Source organism: bacterium (genome assembly GCA_023230585.1).
Lineage (GTDB): Bacteria > Ratteibacteria > UBA8468 > B48-G9 > JAFGKM01 > JALNXB01.
Map to the genome: position 1 here is coordinate 1 of JALNXB010000041.1, position 16,018 is coordinate 16,018.

Genomic DNA, 16,018 nt, shown 5'->3' on the forward strand with positions numbered 1-16,018 from the left:
ACAAAAGGCTTGAACCTTTTGTTAACAGCCCGATTCTTGCTTGAGTTGTAGTAGCACCTCGTAATTCGTTCATAGACACATACTTTTTTAACGAAAGAAAAGAAAAAGGCAAGGATAAAGACAGGATTACCACGTCGCAATTCCTATGAAAACTATAGGAATTAAACGCTCCTCGCAACGCCACAAAACGGCGACAAGGCAAGGTTACTAAAATAAGTTCAGTATGGTAAACTAATAAAAAAAAGCAAACGAAACACAGAACAACAAAGAAAATTAACATTTTATAGAAGGAGAAAGATAATGAAGTACGTAAGAATAATATCAGAAGCAACAGAACAGCAAGGAAACTATGGTATTTTAGAAGACGATTTAATTACAATTATTGAAGGTACTCCTTTAAGTGAAAAGATTGTTAGAACTGATAAAACAGTAAATATCAAAGACGTAAAAGTTTTTTTACCTCCAATAAATGCGCCCTCTATAATTGCTCTTGGGCTCAACTATATTTTACATGCAAAAGAGAGCGATTTTTCTATACCTACAGCCCCTGTTATTTTTATAAAAGCAATAACATCTCTTACTGGGCATAAACAACCAATTTTACTTCCTAAGGAAGCTCCTGATTTTGTTGATTATGAAGCAGAACTTGTTATAGTTATAGGTAAGAAAGCAAAACATATATCTAAAAATGAAGTAAAGAACTATATACTTGGGTACACTTGTGGTAACGATGTTAGTGCAAGAGATTGCCAGAAAAAATTGGATAAACAGTGGGCAAGAGGAAAATCTTTTGACACTTTTGCACCAATAGGTCCTTATATTGTAACAGATATTGAGCCAGATAATCTTGAAATAGAGACAAGGTTGAACGGTAAAGTTATGCAAAAATCTAACACATCAGAATTGATTTTTGATATTCCAGAAATAGTTTCATATCTTTCACGCCAGATGACCCTTCTGCCGGGAACCCTAATAATGACAGGCACCCCTTCTGGAGTGGGGGTTGCAAGAACACCGCAGGTTTTTTTAAGGCAAGGCGATATCGTTGAGGTAGATATAAAAGGTGTAGGTATACTTGAAAATAAGGTTGAGTTAGAAAAATAAATGTCCCCTACCTTTTTTTAATGGTAATATAATGGGAACAACATACATAATGTTTAAAGGTTGCGCTAAAAAATGATGAGAAACTAAAAAGAAAGGAGGAGAAATGTGTAACAATACTAAATGTTTTAAAAGAATTCAAAAGAATTTCGTACACCTTCTTATACTATTTTTTATATGCTTTTCTTCGATAGGTATGGGGAGTAACAAAATGCTAAAAATAGAATTTTCAAATCTTGCCCAAGTCCTTTTATGGGACGAAACTCCAACTGCATTCAGTAGCGGTGGCTTGAAAATTTATACAGGTAAAGAAAAGATTGATTCTGGAGAGAGATGGCTGGATATACTGGTAAAATTTAATACGGAAATCAATCCCCTCGACAAGACTAATCTTATTGTAAAGGTAAGAGATATTTCAGAGAAACCTTTGTTGGAAGTAAAAAACTCAGTATCTGCTCCAAGCGCACTTGTAAGGTTGGATATAAGGTCTTTGAAAATTGATGGAGCATTCCTTCATATTGAGTGGCGAGGTGCAAACAATAAACTTCTTGGGGTGAGCGAAGTTTGGGTTTCATCAGAACCTATAAAACCACTGGCTTCAACTACAAAAATACCTGTTAAATTAGATATCCCTGACGGTATAAACTCTGTTGAAAAATATCCTGTAACCTTTGGGTTACCTTTACCTCGTGGTGCTGCGTGGGATGAGGCAGGTTTTAAGGTGGTTGATTTAAAAGGTAAGGAAATACCTTCACAGTTTGAAGTCGCGGGTAGGTGGGCAGAAGAAGGTTCTATTAAATGGTTGTGGGTTGATACTCTTGTTTCCGGTAAAACAGGTGACCAGGTATTTGTAGAACCAGCAAAAGATAAATCTTCAACTCTTTTGTCGCCCACTTTAAAGGTTGAAAAGGATAAAGAAGAGTATCGTGTTAACACAGGTGTAGCAGAATATGTTGTTGGTAAAGACGGAGCACTATTGAAAGAGATACGTCTGAACGGAAAAGTTATTGCAAAAGAAGGAAAATTTCGAGGACTTTACCTAATTGACCAGAAAAACAGGTTGTCTAAAGCTTCTGCGAAAGATTCTATAATAAAACTTGAATCCAAAGGACCTGTCTCTTCAGTAATAAAAATAGAAGGCGTTTATAGAACAGCAGAAGGAGAAGAGACAGCCAGACATATTACAAGATTTAAGTTTTCTGCTGGCAGGCCAGAAACAGAACTTGTACATACCTTGTTACTAACAAGAGATACAAATGAAATTTGGTTTAAAGATGTAGGATGGGAGTTTGAGGTTTTGCCGGGTACCAACCCCAATGCTCTCCTTGGATTATTTTCAGAAAAAGACGAATACTCAGTCGGAAAAGTTGATTATGAACCGGGCGGTTCAGGGGGCGCTTCAAACCCAAAAACTGAAAGACAAAAAATAGAAAAAAAAGATATAGAGAAGAAATTTTCCGTATCACTATCAGGTAAAGAAATAGTAAGTGTACTCCAAAAAGAAGGGGTTTCTCTCGGTTTAAAACCTTTAAATATTCCAAGATGGAACAGAGAAAAAAATTATGTTAGTGCGTGGTATCCTCAATTGCACGGTAAAGATAGTTTTGAAGTTACCGAAAAAAATAGTGGTAAATCTCTTTTAAAAGGAGACAAGATAGGTGATTGGACAGCTCTTGTTGGCACCAACGGCGGATTTTTGTTATCCTGCAAAGATACCGCTTCTCAACATCCTAAAGAGATTGAAATAGCTGGTGATAGATTGAATTTTAAGTTGTTCAGTTCACAGTCGGGTAAAGAACTCGATTTTAGGATGGAATCTTTAATGAAAAATTGGAGGATGTTACCAATAGAAAAAGTGGAATCTTATAAGGAAATTCCGCATGAACGTCTTGAAAAATATCTTACCTTTATTGCGAAACATAAAAGTAACGCAATAGGATGGGCAAAAACTCATAGCATACTTATATCTCCTATCGGTAGTAATAACAACCCATCAGAGATGAGTTTTCTTCACTCAAAAGAGGTTTTTGCTCATATCGACCCTTTTTGGATAAGAGAAACTAAGGCGTTGGGTCCATTTTATCCGAGAGATAGAGAAAAATATCCAAACGAAGAGAACCTTATAAACAACCTGTTCTGGGGCAAAGTAGTTAATGGTTTAGGCGGACCTGTTGGAGGGTTTATAGATTATAACGCTGGCCCTCATTGGATTATCCATTCTTGGCGTAGTGGAAGTTATACAATACGTTCAGATAGTTGGTACCTATATGCACGTTCATCTGACCGTTGGATAAGAGAGTTTGCGCAAGGAGCAAATAGGGCTTTTTTAGATAACAATATCGCTCATTGGAAATCTTCTAACAAAATCCCTGGACTTCTCCTGGGCGGTTCAGGAGGTCCTGGAACTCTTTCAGAAAGAACCCGCAAAGCCGATTTACCTTTATATTGGGAGACGGAGGCAGACAACTACGAAGAGGCGACAGTTGTGAACTACGACCAACTACTTCTTGATTATTATATTACTGGTTCAAGGCGAGCTGGAGATATAATGTCAAATTTTGCTCAAGCAATAAAAGAGAACCTAACAGTTTCTAAGAACCATTGGCGTGTTATTCTTGCTGTTAGACATATCGCTCAGGCGTATGAGTTTAGTTGGGACCCAAGACTAAAAGAGTTGATATATGAGATAATAGACCAGCATATTTATGACCCAGAAAGCCCAGTTCTTTTGAGTAAAGCTCGCCCTCATAGAAGTTCTACATATAAAATGGAGACAGACGGAGATGTTTTTGTAGAACTATATAACCTTTTTGGGGATAGATTGTTCTACAATATGGCTAAAGCAATTGCTGAATACAACTGGGATAAAGAGGCAATCAACCCTCCAAAAGCTCCTCATCAAAATCGCTCAACTGGAATAATGGGGTACTTCTTATGGGAAGAGACAAGGTTGCCTTCTGTTGTAGCAAGGTTTGATTATGGGAGACGTCGGCTTGTTGGTGACCGGCTAACAAACGTTGCTGAAGGGAAAATGAGGTTGACCTGTGTCTCTCAGATACCAAGATATTTTAAAGGGTTACCTATGGCTATGGATGTTCTTGAACGAACAAAAGATGATGAAAAATCTTCTTATATATCTTTTGGGGTTGATACACCTTCCATAAAAGTATTCTTTAAAAAACCAGGCGAAATAAAATCTCCCGGGCATTATGCACCTATGGGAAAAGATGAAACATCTACAGAGATTATTCTTAAAAAAGAAGAGAGTGCATCTGTTGAACATTTTAAAGGTAGAGAAGAAAACGGTATAAAAAAACCTTGGGTGATAGGCAACTCGGTTATTTTAAAACCCCATACAGTCTTAAGGTATATATGGATGGGGCACGACCTACATTCAATTGAAGAGAAGAGTTTTGGTGTAACAAAAGTACGTATTCCAAAAGATGCTCCCGGTGGTGATTATGAACTTGAAATTGTAAATAGTGGTGAGTACTCAATATTTACAGATAAACATATTCCTCTTGCTCTTTATGCGCCTGAAGGTTGGAAACCTCCTATAATGAATCCACCTGCAAAAGTATTCTTTAATGTTCCAGAAGGAACTGAGAAAGGTAGAATATTTTTTGAGAGAGAAACAAACCTATTTACGCCTGCGGGAGAATTGTATGAAAAAGGTGTAGAAGCGTTTGGATGGGTAGAGATACCTAAAGATAAACCAGGTCTATGGAGTTTTGAAAGTATTAACCCCGGTAAAGTAAAAGTAGAAAATATGCCTACATTCTTTTCTATGGAGAGCCCTGATTTTTATATGGAACACAAACAATAATGTATAGGATAAAGACATAAAAGAAAGGCGTATGGGGGGGTATGCTTTTGTTTTTATACGTTACTTTCCCATTCCGTCTTTTGCGAGCCGTTTTTTGGCGTGGCAATCTCGCCGTTAGGCGGAAAAGGAATGCACCTCTCTTGCCTTCTCCCCTTGGAGTGTTTGGAGTAGTAAGTCCCCAAGGGGTTGCAGAGAGTTTAATGGGATGAGGTTTATCCGCCGAAGCCAACCTACGCTAAAAGACAAGCTTCGGTAGGTATACCTTGGCGTAGGTGGAGGGGCTTTATGCTTTTGTTTTTATACGTTACTTCCCCATTCCGTCTTTGCGAGCGCCTATTAGCGTGGCAATCTCGCCGAAGGCGGAAAAGGAATGCACCTCTCTTGCCCTCTACCCTTGAGGGAGAGGGATTAAGGGTGAGGGGTGTAGTTAGCAGGCTAAGAAAAAACGAAAGACGTAAGGATAAAAAATTAGACTCCCCATTCATGTCATTCCGGACTTGATCCGGAATCTCGTTTTTTTACGTTGTGCCTTTTACCAGCGTGGATTAAGTTAGAGATCCTGAAACAAGTTCAGGATGACAAAATTGGGTGTTTGGGCATAAAATGGGCGATTAGAAGAACAAAAGGGTGAACCTTTTGTTAACAGCCCCCCCATTCCGTCTTCTGCTCAATCTTCACTACCAAAATACTCGTTCAAAACTATCTGCTTTTTGTTAGCATCAAGGTTAACCCATTGTTGCATAGGGATTGGCACCAATACTGTTTTTACATCATCTTTTAATATTGTTGCTTGTTTTTTCTGTTTCCCTAATAGATTATTATAATATTTAAAAGCTACCTGAATATGAGGAAAATCTTTATCGTGTCTAAACGGTGTTAAGTACTGAAAAATAGGAGCTTTTGTTAGCGCTAACCCTGCAACAATAATAACAATAATAGTTATATAAAACTTTGAATTTTTAAATACAGATTTACCTCTATCTTGTTGGCTACTTTGGCTGTAACTGTACGAAGGTCGACTTACAGGGGGCGTATAGGTTGGTTCAGGAGGTATAGTCTCTTCTTCGACTTCTGTTTGTTGCTCTCGTTTTTTCTCTTCTTTCAGTTTTGCTTTTTCGTAATCTTCTATTTTATCATATACCTTTGGCGCACCCGATGAAGTAACTTCAAGTTCTGATTCAAGTTTTTTTATATTATCTTCAAGAGTCCCCTTCTTGTTTATTGTAAATCTTTCCTTCCTATCTCGTAGCCGTTCCTTTTGCATTATTATTTCTCCCCTCTCTTTGGTTAATAAAACTATTATCCTACAAAAATAATGTTTTGTCAAAAAAGAGAAAAAATGGAATAAAGGTAAAGAAAATGGTATAATGTTTAGATTGTTATAATGTTTTAAAACAAGATTCAGAAGAGAAAAAATGGAACAATTTGTTACTATAAAAAGCGGTAGATATAATTTAGTAGGTATTTTAACTACACCAAATAATCAGACAGTACCCTGTCCATTGGTAATTATGTGCCACGGTTTTACAGGCACTAAATCAGAGAGCCATTTTATATTTACCAAAACTGCAAGGTTTTTAGTTAAAAAAAATATATCTTCACTACGTTTTGATTTTATGGGCTCAGGAGATAGCGAAGGTAGTTTTGAAAAGATGACTTTGAAAACACAAATCAAAGATGGAGAAAACGTTGTCAAATTTCTTTCTTCCAAAAATCTTTTTGACCCTAAAAAAATAGGCGCGCTTGGACTATCTATGGGAGCAGTTATTTCTACTCATCTTGCCACATTATTCAATTTAAAATCTCAGGTTCTATGGTCGCCCTTAGCTTTTCCTGGAACCGTTGCAGATAGAGTAGAATTAACTCCAGAAACTAAAAAAAACCTTTTAACCAAAGGGAAGGCATATTTTCCTGATAAAGGACTTTATATAGGCAACGAGTTCTTAAAAAGCACAAAACAGATTAATCCTCTTGAAAACGCTAAAGATTATAAGAACAACGTTCTAATAATTCACACAAAAGACGATCAAGTGCTTACAATGGAACATCCTCTTGCCTACTTTAAATATTTTCATAAGAAAGCGTTAATGCCGCAATTGCTTGTATTAGACGAAGGTGGACATACTTTTAAGAGTGAATTTTCTGAAAAAACAGTTATAGAAGAAACCGCTTCTTTTTTTGTAGATACCCTGTTTTAATATGGGTAAAAACAAACAAATATTATATTATCTTAAAGTATCTTTTAACAAACCTTGACATTTACAAAATTTAAGGTTATTTTTATATAGTCTGTTTTTATTTTTAATGGAGGATTAAAATGCCAACGTATGAGTATGAATGTGAAAAATGTGGACACAATTTTGAAAAATTTCAAAAGATGAGTGATGACCCTATCTCAAAATGCCCTAAATGTAAAGGAAAAGTAAAAAGATTAATAGGGGCTGGTGGAGGGATTATTTTTAAAGGGGTTGGTTTTTATACCACAGAACATAGAAGCGAGAATTACAAAAAGAGAGAAAGAGAAGAACAGCAAGGCATTGCTTCATCTTCAACATCTTCGTCATCGTGTTCAACTTGCTCAGCACCACCAACAAGTTGTTCAACCTGTAAAAAATAATTTGTATTTTTTTTTTGAAAGTGGTATAATTACATTTTATAATTTAATTCCGGCGTAGCTCAATGGTGGAGCAAGCGGCTGTTAACCGCAAGGTTGTAGGTTCGAATCCTACCGCCGGAGCTAATTGGTAATACCCCCTACTCTACTTCTTTTCTCCTGTTTCCCTATGCTTGTTATTGCGAGGAGTGTTTAATTCCGAAGGTTTTTAGAGGAATTGCGACGTTGCAATCTCCGTTTTTTAAAACTTACCGCTGGATATATCAAAAAACTTCTCAAAAAACTGTATCAATTTAGCCAGAACCGTCTCCCGTTTTTTTGCCCTCTCGCCACCCGGAGAAAAACGGCTCATAGAAGGTAACACCTTTGTCAGGGAGGTACCTGTTGTTGCAATACTGCCGTCCTTAAACGAATTTCTTATAAACTTGTATGTTTCGCCCGAGTTAAGGGCTTCTTCCTTAATTATCTCCTCAAGTTCCTCAAGTTTTTTCTTCTTAACATATTTAAGCCATTCTTCATCAACAACAGAATGGGCGTCCAGAGAGTTAATAAACTGGTTTATAAGCTCTCTCTTATTCCTAAGCTCAACACTCGAACCTATCGCTTTATCAATATCAACAAGAAGCTCCTTATTTTTAATATGGTCTTCGTGATATTTTTTAACAAGGTTTAAAATATAATCTATATTTATTTCAACCTGCTTTATCAACTCCATCTCAAATATAATATCGTCGGTAACATCTTCTTTCTCGCCATCTTTCTTCTTACGAAACTCGTTATAAAGGTCTATATAGGCAGAATGGTAATCCTGAATATCCCTTGGAGATAAAAGTTCGTTACCGTAAAACTCATCAAAAGCAGTAAGGATATTTCTCATCTTCAAAATCTTCCCGTACAACATTATAAAATATTTCTGGTCTTTCTCTTTAGTTATAGGAACCCCAAGAGGAAACTTTTTTAATAACTCCTCAACCAGCTCTTTATATCCTTGAATTTTTTTATTACCTTCCCAGTACCCGTTATAATACTCTTTATAAGATTTTAACAGGACAATCCCGCTGGCTTCCTTATCACCAAATAGAGCAATAGAGTTGTTGGTAGCTTCCTCAAGGTTTCTGAAACAGACAATATTCCCAAACGTCTTGATACTATTTAATATACGGTTGGTTCTGGAAAACGCCTGCATCAACCCGTGGAGACGAAGGTTCTTATCCAGCCAGAGGGTATTCAAAGTTGTTGCGTCAAAACCCGTCAAAAACATGTTTACCACAAGCAGAATATCTACTTCCCTGTTTTTCACTCTGTAACTAACATCTTTATAATAGTTCTGAAATTTTAAAGAAGTTGTATCGTAAGAAGTCCCAAACATCTTATTATAGTCCTTGATAGCATCATCAAGAAAATCTCTTGAACTCTGGTCAAGCCCGCTGGTATCCTCTGAATTTTCATCTACCACACCGTCACTCTCCATCTCATTAACACCAAAACTATATATAAGGGCAACCTTCAACCTTCTGTCGCTGGCAACATCTTTTAGTTGTTTCTTAAACTCTGCATAATACCTTTTTGCCACCTCAATAGAAGAGACCGCAAAGATAGAGTTGAACCCGGCAAGACGTCTATCTTTAAGTTTATAAAAACTATTTCTTTTGGTCTTCTGGTCAAAATGGTCAAGGATATATCCAACAACCTTAGAAAGCCGTTCAGACGCCATAAGGACAGCTTCCCTGTCTATATCAAAGACCTCTTCATCTTTAATATCTTCCGCTTCCTTCATTGTAGAAACATAATCAACCTTAAAGGGTAAAACATTTCTGTCTGAGATAGCGTCAACAATAGTATAAGAATGTAATTTTTCTCCAAACGCCTGCTCAGTTGTCTTTAACTCAGGTTTACCTCCGGAAGGAGCGTTCTCTGCAAATATAGGAGTCCCTGTGAACCCGAAGAGATGATATTTATTAAACGCTTTTGTTATGGCAGAATGCATCTCACCAAACTGTGAGCGGTGACACTCATCAAAAATCAGAACAATATGCCCGTCAAAGATTGTATGCCCTCTATTAAAACTTATAAACCTGTCGAGTTTCTGTATGGTAGTAATAATAATCCGTGACGACGAATCTTCAAGTTGCCGTTTCAATATAGCAGTACTGGTATTACTGTTGGCTGCCCCTTTTTGAAACTTATCATATTCGCACATCGTCTGGTAATCAAGGTCTTTACGGTCAACAACAAACAATACCTTGTCAACATAGGGAAGTTTACTTACCAGCTGGGCTGTCTTAAAACTTGTAAGTGTTTTACCTGAACCTGTAGTATGCCATATAAACCCGCCTGCATCTGTGGTCCCCCATTTTTTGTAGTTGGTACTGATATTGATTTTATTCAAAATCTTTTCAGTTGCAACAATCTGGTAAGGACGCATAACAAGAAGCTGTTTTTCAGAAGTAAAAACACAATATTTGACCAGAACATTAAGGAGTGTATGTTTGGCAAAAAAAGTTTTAGTAAAATCAACAATATCAGGGATTGTTTTGTTGGTAGAGTCAGCCCACCAGCTGGTAAACTCAAAACTGTTACTTGACCGTTTCCCTCTTTTGACTGAACCTTCCCTCAACTCCCTGATATGCTGAGAACGGGTAGTATTACTATAATATTTGGTATAGGTCCCGTTTGAAATAACAAAAATCTGTACATACTCAAAAAGACCTGTCCCAGCCCAGAAACTCTCCCTCTGGTACCTGTTAATCTGGTTGAACGCTTCCTGAATATCAACCCCACGCCGTTTAAGCTCAATATGCACAAGAGGCAACCCGTTAACAAGAATAGTTACATCGTACCTGTTGACTTTTAGCCCTTCAGAAGTATACTGGTTGATAACCTGAAGGGTATTTTCGTGGATATGCTCTTTATTAAGGAGATAAATATTCTTAAATGTCCCATCATCTTTTTTAAGTATTTTTATATAATCTTCCTGTATAGTAGTGGTCTTCTCCTCAATACTCTGGTTAGGGTTAGATATCTCTGCCTTAAAGAACCTGTCCCATTCGGTATCAGAAAAGGTGTAGTTATTAAGTTTTTCCAGTTGTTTTTTTAGGTTGGATATAAGCTCTTCTTCAGAGGTGATAGATATATACTCGTAAGCTTGAGATGAAAGTTGCTCAATAAATACCCGTTCAAGCTCCGCTTCACTCTGGTATGTTCTGGCAGTTCGGTACAACGGAGTATATTCAGCCACAACAGTGCTTTGAGGGTTTTCTGCTACAAGTTTAAATTTATAATTACTCTCCATCTTCCTTTCCCAATGGTTTAAATGTCAACAAGCTGTCCCGATAATACTCATACTGTTTTCTGCGCGCATCAATCTCCGCAGGAAGCCCTTCAGATATACTATTTACAAGAGAATCAAACTTATCAAGGATAGATACTATCCTCTCCTGCTCAGATATAGGCGGTACCGGGATTTTGATTTTAGAATACTTAGAAATCCAATGTCGCATATGATCTTTAAAAGTATATTGTATACATCTCATTGCGTAATAAATAAATTTAAAAGTTGCAACATTGTTAATTTTAGGTTTAAGAATTTTCATTGCAGAAGATTTGACCTTGAAATTAAAAGCAACCCAATGAAAAGATGTAGTAAAATCGTCAAAAATAATTACTGGATTCTCTTCGCTTGCTTTATAAATTCCATCTTCCTCATTAGTGTAACCCAGTATAAAACTTTGCCCAGCAGTTAAAACCGGGATATTAAAATTTTCATTATATTCGACTGACCGCACAATATATTTCGAAGGTTGCTCATAATCTAATAATTCACCCAATTTCTTCCACTCTACCTTGTCTCCAAAAGTCAGAAGTTCATCCCGATAGTGTTCGTACTGCTTCCTCCTTGCCTCCAACTCTGCCTCCAACTCTGTAAATTTATCAAGAATCCTTACAATCTCTTCCTGTACCTCCAACGGTGGTATTGGGATTTTGATTTTTTTTAAGAAACTAAAATGCCTTGTATATTTTCCAGTTTTTTTATAGAAATTATTGAAAGAATAATAAATATATTTAGGTAATATACCATCTACCTTAATAATTTTTATACCATCTGCACCTTGTGCAAAAGTAAAATCTATATATTTTATTGTTTCGGTATGATCTCCAAAAACTATATACTTTTCAGTAGAAATTAAAGCATTTATATCATCTGTATAGCCAACAATAAAGTCTTGTCCTTGATCAATAATTGGAAACCTACCGATCGTATTATACTTTTTCTTTGGTAATTTTTTGGGTGGAGTAATAGTTGAAAGCAATTTTTCATCAAGCAATTTTTGCACACTCTTAAACTCCACTCCGTCAGGACACATCTCAGCAAGAAGTTTTTCAATCTTATTCATATTTTTTTCTTTTCCAATTTTTTCTGAGTATTTTTAATTGCTTCCAAATACGCCTTCTCAACCTCACTCAGGTTTTTTGCTTTATACTTGCGGTACTCTGAAGTAGCTTTTTCATCAAAGGCAGTTGTTCGGAATTTCCGAACAACTGATTCACGCAACCTTTAACATGTTTTTTCTTCCTATCTTGTTACCCCAAGCACCCACTCTGTCACCCAACGCCCCAACCTGTCATCCTGAACTTGTTTACCCTAGCAGGGTTTCAGGAAGCCCTTACAGTTCTGATACTATCTTATCTATATCTTTACGTAACTCGTTTTGTCTTGCAACTATCCCGGCAATCTCTCTGTTGAGTTTTTTAATATCTATTACCTCACGGGTATCTTCAGGAATTACATAACTTGATACAGATATATTATAATCATTATCTTCAATCTCTTTATTGCTAACAACTTTTGCAAAATAATCTTTATCTTTCCGCCCGATAAATGTTTCCAAAATCTTATTTATATTCTCCGGTGCAAGCTTGTTCTTGTTGCCACTCTTTACAAATTCAGCTGAAGCGTCAATAAAGAGTATCTTATTATCTTTTTTACTCTTTTTAAGTACAATTATACAGGTAGCAATGCCTACTCCAAAGAAAAGGTTTGACGGAAGCTGTATAACTGTATCTATATAATTGTTATCAACAAGGTATTTTCTTATCTTCTGCTCAGCACCTCCACGGTATAAGACCCCGGGAAACTCAACTATTGCCGCCGTACCAACAGTTGAAAGCCACGAGAGTATATGCATTGTAAAGGCAAAGTCGGCTTTACTTTTAGGTGCCAGAACCCCTGCCGGTGAAAAGCGGGGGTCGTTTATAAGTATTGGGTTACTATCGCCTGCCCACTTTATAGCATAAGGCGGATTAGAGACAATAACGTCAAAGGGTATATCGTCCCAATGTTTGGGGTCTGTAAGGGTATCTCCGTGTGCGATATTAAAATGGTTATAGTTTATATCGTGTAGAAACATATTGATACGACACAGGTTGTATGTGGTTAGATTTATTTCCTGCCCAAAGAAGCCCATCCTTACATTCTCTTTCCCGAGCACTTTAGCAAATTTTAGGAGTAACGAACCCGACCCGCAGGCAGGGTCATATACCTTGTTGACCTCTTTCTTACCAGCGGTTGTCAACAGAGCAAGTAACTCGCTTACCTCCTGAGGAGTAAAAAACTCACCTCCTGACCTGCCAGCGTTGGAAGCGTACATTGTCATTAAAAATTCATAAGCATCCCCAAAAGCGTCTATTGAGTTGTCCGAGTAATTACCAAGCTGAAGGTCACCTATCGCATCCAGAAGTTTTACAAGTTTTTCGTTCCTCTTTTCAACAGTATTACCAAGTTTGTTGGAGTTGACATCAAGGTCGTCAAAGAGCCCTTTTATATCGTCTTCACTATCAAACCCTATAGCTGAATTTTCTATATTATGGAACACTCTGGCAAGGGTTTCGTTTAGTTTCTCGTCGGTACGAGCTTTTGCACAAACATTAACAAAAAGTTCGCTGGGTAAAATATAGAACCCTTTTTCAAGTACCGTCTCTTCTTTGCCAAAGAGAGCATCTTCATCTGATAATTGTGTATAGTCAAACTCTCTGTTGCCACTACGCCTCTCTTCTTTGTTTATGTAGTTGATGAGGTTCTCACTTATGAAACGGTAAAAGAGGATACCCAGAACGTACTGCTTAAAGTCCCAGCCGTCAACACTACCACGAAGGTCGTTTGCTATCTTCCAGATTGTTCGGTGTAGTTCAGCCCGTTCCTCTTCTCTTGGTATGTTAGAATTGTTTGCCATTATTTTACCTCTTATTAAAAACGGGTTGGGTTGGTAAGATGTTTTTATGTGTAGGTTAATTTTACGCTTTTCTGCCGTAAAAATCAATTTTGTGTAGAGTATAAGCGAGTCTTGTCCCGACAGTATTTCTGAGGAAATTGTACCACTCTTGGTTGCAAACCCCCGAGGAATACTTCGCAAACCTCAGGGGATTGCTTCGTATTCGCTCGCAATGACAATCTTTCCTTATTTGCCTCTCCCCTTGAGGGAGAGGATGCAAGGTGAGGGGGGCTTTTTTCTTTATGTCTTTGCTTTTGTCTTTTATTTCGTTAAAAAAGTATGTGTTTAGGAACGAATTACGAGGTGCTAACCGACGCTTTTTGCTTGTCTTACGAGGAGCGTCTTAGCCCGAATACTTTCTGTGGGATTGCAACGTGGTAATCCTCGTCTTTATCCTATACACTATTGTTTATTCCCATTCCTTTTCCGCCTACGGCTTACCAATTTTGCCTTCTGCTCATCACACTCTGCCATCCTGAACTTGTTTCAGGATCTCTAACTTAATCCACGCTGGTAATAGGACAACGTAAAAAGCGAGATTCCGGATCAAGTCCGGAATGACATACAGGGGAAACACTCGCAAAGACGGAATGGGGGCTCTGCCTTCTAATATATGTAAAAATATGGTTTCAATAAATATTTAACCAAAACAATATTTGAAATAATTTCTAAAATGATATACTCTTTTTTAAACATTTGTTTTGTGATAGTGTAAAAAATTTGCTTACCAACACCGGTAAATGTTTAACAAATACTCTTAGATTAGGTTAGATATAAATATATAGGAAAATTAATTATGGATAAAAATAAAAAGAAAACCTTGATAAAGAAAATATCTAAAAAAGAAGAAGAAATTGCTATAAAATTATCTGATAAAATATGGGAACTTGCCGAACCGCCTCTATTAGAAAAAGAATCTTCAAAATTAATCGCCCAATATCTCGAAGCAAACGGGTTTAATATTACTTGGCCTTTCAAGGTTCTACCTACTGCTTTTAAAGCAGAAAAAGGGAAAGGTAGACCTGTTATAGGTATGCTCGGAGAATATGACGCATTACCTGATTGTGGCAAGAAAAAAGGAACCTATGGACACGGATGTGGACATAACCTTCTTGGGGTTGCACCCGCTGTTGGAGCAGTAACAATATCTAAAATTATTGAAGAAAAAAACATTCCCGGTAAAATCGTTTATTGGGGTTGCCCTGCAGAAGAAACCCTTGTTGGTAAAGCGTATATGGCAAGAGATGGTGGGTTTAAAAATATGGATGTATGTTTATGTTGGCACCCTTCCCCAAGAAACACTATTAAAACTTCTGGTGGGGCTGCTCTTGATTCTTTTATTTTTGAATTTAAAGGTAGAACTTCCCACGCAGCAGGTAGCCCTCATAAAGGTAGAAGTGCGCTTGACTCCGCAATATTGATGGATGTTGCTGTTAACTACCTAAGAGAGCACGTCCCTGAAAATGTTCGTATACACTCAGTAATATGTGATGGTGGTAAAGCTCCAAATGTTGTTCCTGAGTATTCTAAAATCTGGTATTATGTTAGAGGGAGAAACAGAGCCCAAGTAGACGAAATTTCACATCGGCTTATATTGTGCGCTAAAGGTGCTGCCATTGCTACAGAGACAGAAATGACAGTTTCTAAAATTACTTCCATATACAATTTTCTACCTAACCAGGCTTTAGCAGAAATCATTAGAGATAACTTTCAACTCTTTGGACCTCATAAAATAAGTCATTCCGATATAGAAAATATTAAAGCACTTGGAAAAGAACCATTATTTTCTACCAATATAAATACCAATGTTGTAGCAGGAGAACCGGGGCGAGCTTCAAGTGATGAAGCGACTGTCTCTTGGTTGTCTCCACTTGGAGGATTTGGAACTGCTTGTGTATCTCAGAATACAACATTCCATAATAGAGATTTTACAATGCAAGGAAATTTACCCTTTGCTCATAAAGGTATGATGAAAGCAGCAGAATTGTTTGCAGGAACGGCTTTTGATCTTTTTACAGATAAAAACCTTCTTAGGAAGGTTATAAAAGAATTTAAAAGTAAAACAAAAGATTTTAAATTTGACCCTTTATTATTAAAACAACATAGTCCTGATACCGGCTCTTGATAAAATAAGTGTAAATACTTTTATCCTTGCCTTGTCGCCGTTTTGTGGCGTTGCGAGGAGCGTTTTATTCCATAGTTTTCATA

9 protein-coding genes, 1 tRNA gene and 1 pseudogene are annotated in these 16,018 nt (G+C 37.1%); 6 read left to right on the top strand and 5 right to left on the bottom strand.

Annotated features, from left to right (window positions below; all coding sequences use genetic code 11):
- Positions 1-300 precede the first annotated feature (300 nt).
- Together M0P98_07015 and M0P98_07020 are read left to right on the top strand one after the other, a co-directional pair.
- Positions 301-1,104 (top strand): fumarylacetoacetate hydrolase family protein, encoded by an 804-nt coding sequence (locus tag M0P98_07015; GenBank protein ID MCK9266611.1) that lies wholly within the window; start codon positions 301-303, stop codon positions 1,102-1,104.
- 208 nt (positions 1,105-1,312) lie between these two features.
- Positions 1,313-4,927 (top strand): hypothetical protein, encoded by a 3,615-nt coding sequence (locus tag M0P98_07020; protein ID MCK9266612.1) that lies wholly within the window; start codon positions 1,313-1,315, stop codon positions 4,925-4,927.
- 667 nt (positions 4,928-5,594) lie between these two features.
- On the opposite strand, the gene M0P98_07025 is transcribed toward M0P98_07020, so the two are convergent.
- Positions 5,595-6,191 (bottom strand): hypothetical protein, encoded by a 597-nt coding sequence (locus M0P98_07025; protein MCK9266613.1) that lies wholly within the window; start codon positions 6,189-6,191, stop codon positions 5,595-5,597.
- Between the two features lie 151 nt (positions 6,192-6,342).
- Here M0P98_07025 and M0P98_07030 point away from each other — a divergent pair, with 151 nt between their 5' ends.
- The 3 genes from M0P98_07030 (at position 6,343) to M0P98_07040 (ending at position 7,664) form a co-directional block, all read left to right on the top strand.
- The gene (locus M0P98_07030) at positions 6,343-7,125 is read left to right on the top strand and encodes an alpha/beta hydrolase (GenBank protein MCK9266614.1); all 783 of its coding nucleotides are present in this window, start codon (positions 6,343-6,345) and stop codon (positions 7,123-7,125) included.
- A 119-nt stretch (positions 7,126-7,244) separates the two neighbouring features.
- Entirely contained in the window at positions 7,245-7,544 is a 300-nt protein-coding gene (locus M0P98_07035; protein ID MCK9266615.1) for a hypothetical protein, read from the top strand.
- A 48-nt stretch (positions 7,545-7,592) separates the two neighbouring features.
- A tRNA-Asn gene (locus M0P98_07040) sits at positions 7,593-7,664 on the top strand.
- A 118-nt stretch (positions 7,665-7,782) separates the two neighbouring features.
- Here the strand turns inward: M0P98_07040 and M0P98_07045 are convergent.
- The 4 genes and pseudogenes from M0P98_07045 to M0P98_07060 form a co-directional block, all read right to left on the bottom strand.
- A complete protein-coding gene (locus tag M0P98_07045; GenBank protein MCK9266616.1) occupies positions 7,783-10,833 on the bottom strand; it encodes a type I restriction endonuclease subunit R in 3,051 nt (1,016 codons plus the stop codon).
- Positions 10,823-11,935, bottom strand: coding sequence for a restriction endonuclease subunit S (locus M0P98_07050; GenBank protein ID MCK9266617.1), 1,113 nt, complete (start codon positions 11,933-11,935; stop codon positions 10,823-10,825). Before M0P98_07050 ends, M0P98_07045 begins: the two co-directional genes overlap by 11 nt.
- Positions 11,932-12,048: pseudogene (locus M0P98_07055) on the bottom strand (cell filamentation protein Fic). The gene M0P98_07050 and the pseudogene M0P98_07055 overlap by 4 nt, the downstream one beginning before the upstream one ends.
- Positions 12,049-12,205: 157 nt before the next feature.
- Positions 12,206-13,771, bottom strand: coding sequence for a type I restriction-modification system subunit M (locus tag M0P98_07060; GenBank protein ID MCK9266618.1), 1,566 nt, complete (start codon positions 13,769-13,771; stop codon positions 12,206-12,208).
- Positions 13,772-14,606: 835 nt separating this feature from the next.
- On the opposite strand from M0P98_07060, the gene M0P98_07065 reads away from it, so the two are divergent.
- On the top strand, positions 14,607-15,935 hold the full coding sequence (locus M0P98_07065) for an amidohydrolase (protein ID MCK9266619.1): 1,329 nt from the start codon (positions 14,607-14,609) through the stop codon (positions 15,933-15,935).
- Positions 15,936-16,018: the final 83 nt, after the last annotated feature.

Bases quoted from the DNA above. Each gene is read 5' to 3' on its own strand.
- M0P98_07015 (MCK9266611.1), top strand. From the start codon at position 301: ATGAAGTACGTAAGAATAATATCAGAAGCAACAGAACAGCAAGGAAAC.
- M0P98_07020 (MCK9266612.1), top strand. From the start codon at position 1,313: ATGCTAAAAATAGAATTTTCAAATCTTGCCCAAGTCCTTTTATGGGAC.
- M0P98_07025 (MCK9266613.1), bottom strand. From the start codon at position 6,191: ATGCAAAAGGAACGGCTACGAGATAGGAAGGAAAGATTTACAATAAAC.
- M0P98_07030 (MCK9266614.1), top strand. From the start codon at position 6,343: ATGGAACAATTTGTTACTATAAAAAGCGGTAGATATAATTTAGTAGGT.
- M0P98_07035 (MCK9266615.1), top strand. From the start codon at position 7,245: ATGCCAACGTATGAGTATGAATGTGAAAAATGTGGACACAATTTTGAA.
- M0P98_07045 (MCK9266616.1), bottom strand. From the start codon at position 10,833: ATGGAGAGTAATTATAAATTTAAACTTGTAGCAGAAAACCCTCAAAGC.
- M0P98_07050 (MCK9266617.1), bottom strand. From the start codon at position 11,935: ATGAATAAGATTGAAAAACTTCTTGCTGAGATGTGTCCTGACGGAGTG.
- M0P98_07060 (MCK9266618.1), bottom strand. From the start codon at position 13,771: ATGGCAAACAATTCTAACATACCAAGAGAAGAGGAACGGGCTGAACTA.
- M0P98_07065 (MCK9266619.1), top strand. From the start codon at position 14,607: ATGGATAAAAATAAAAAGAAAACCTTGATAAAGAAAATATCTAAAAAA.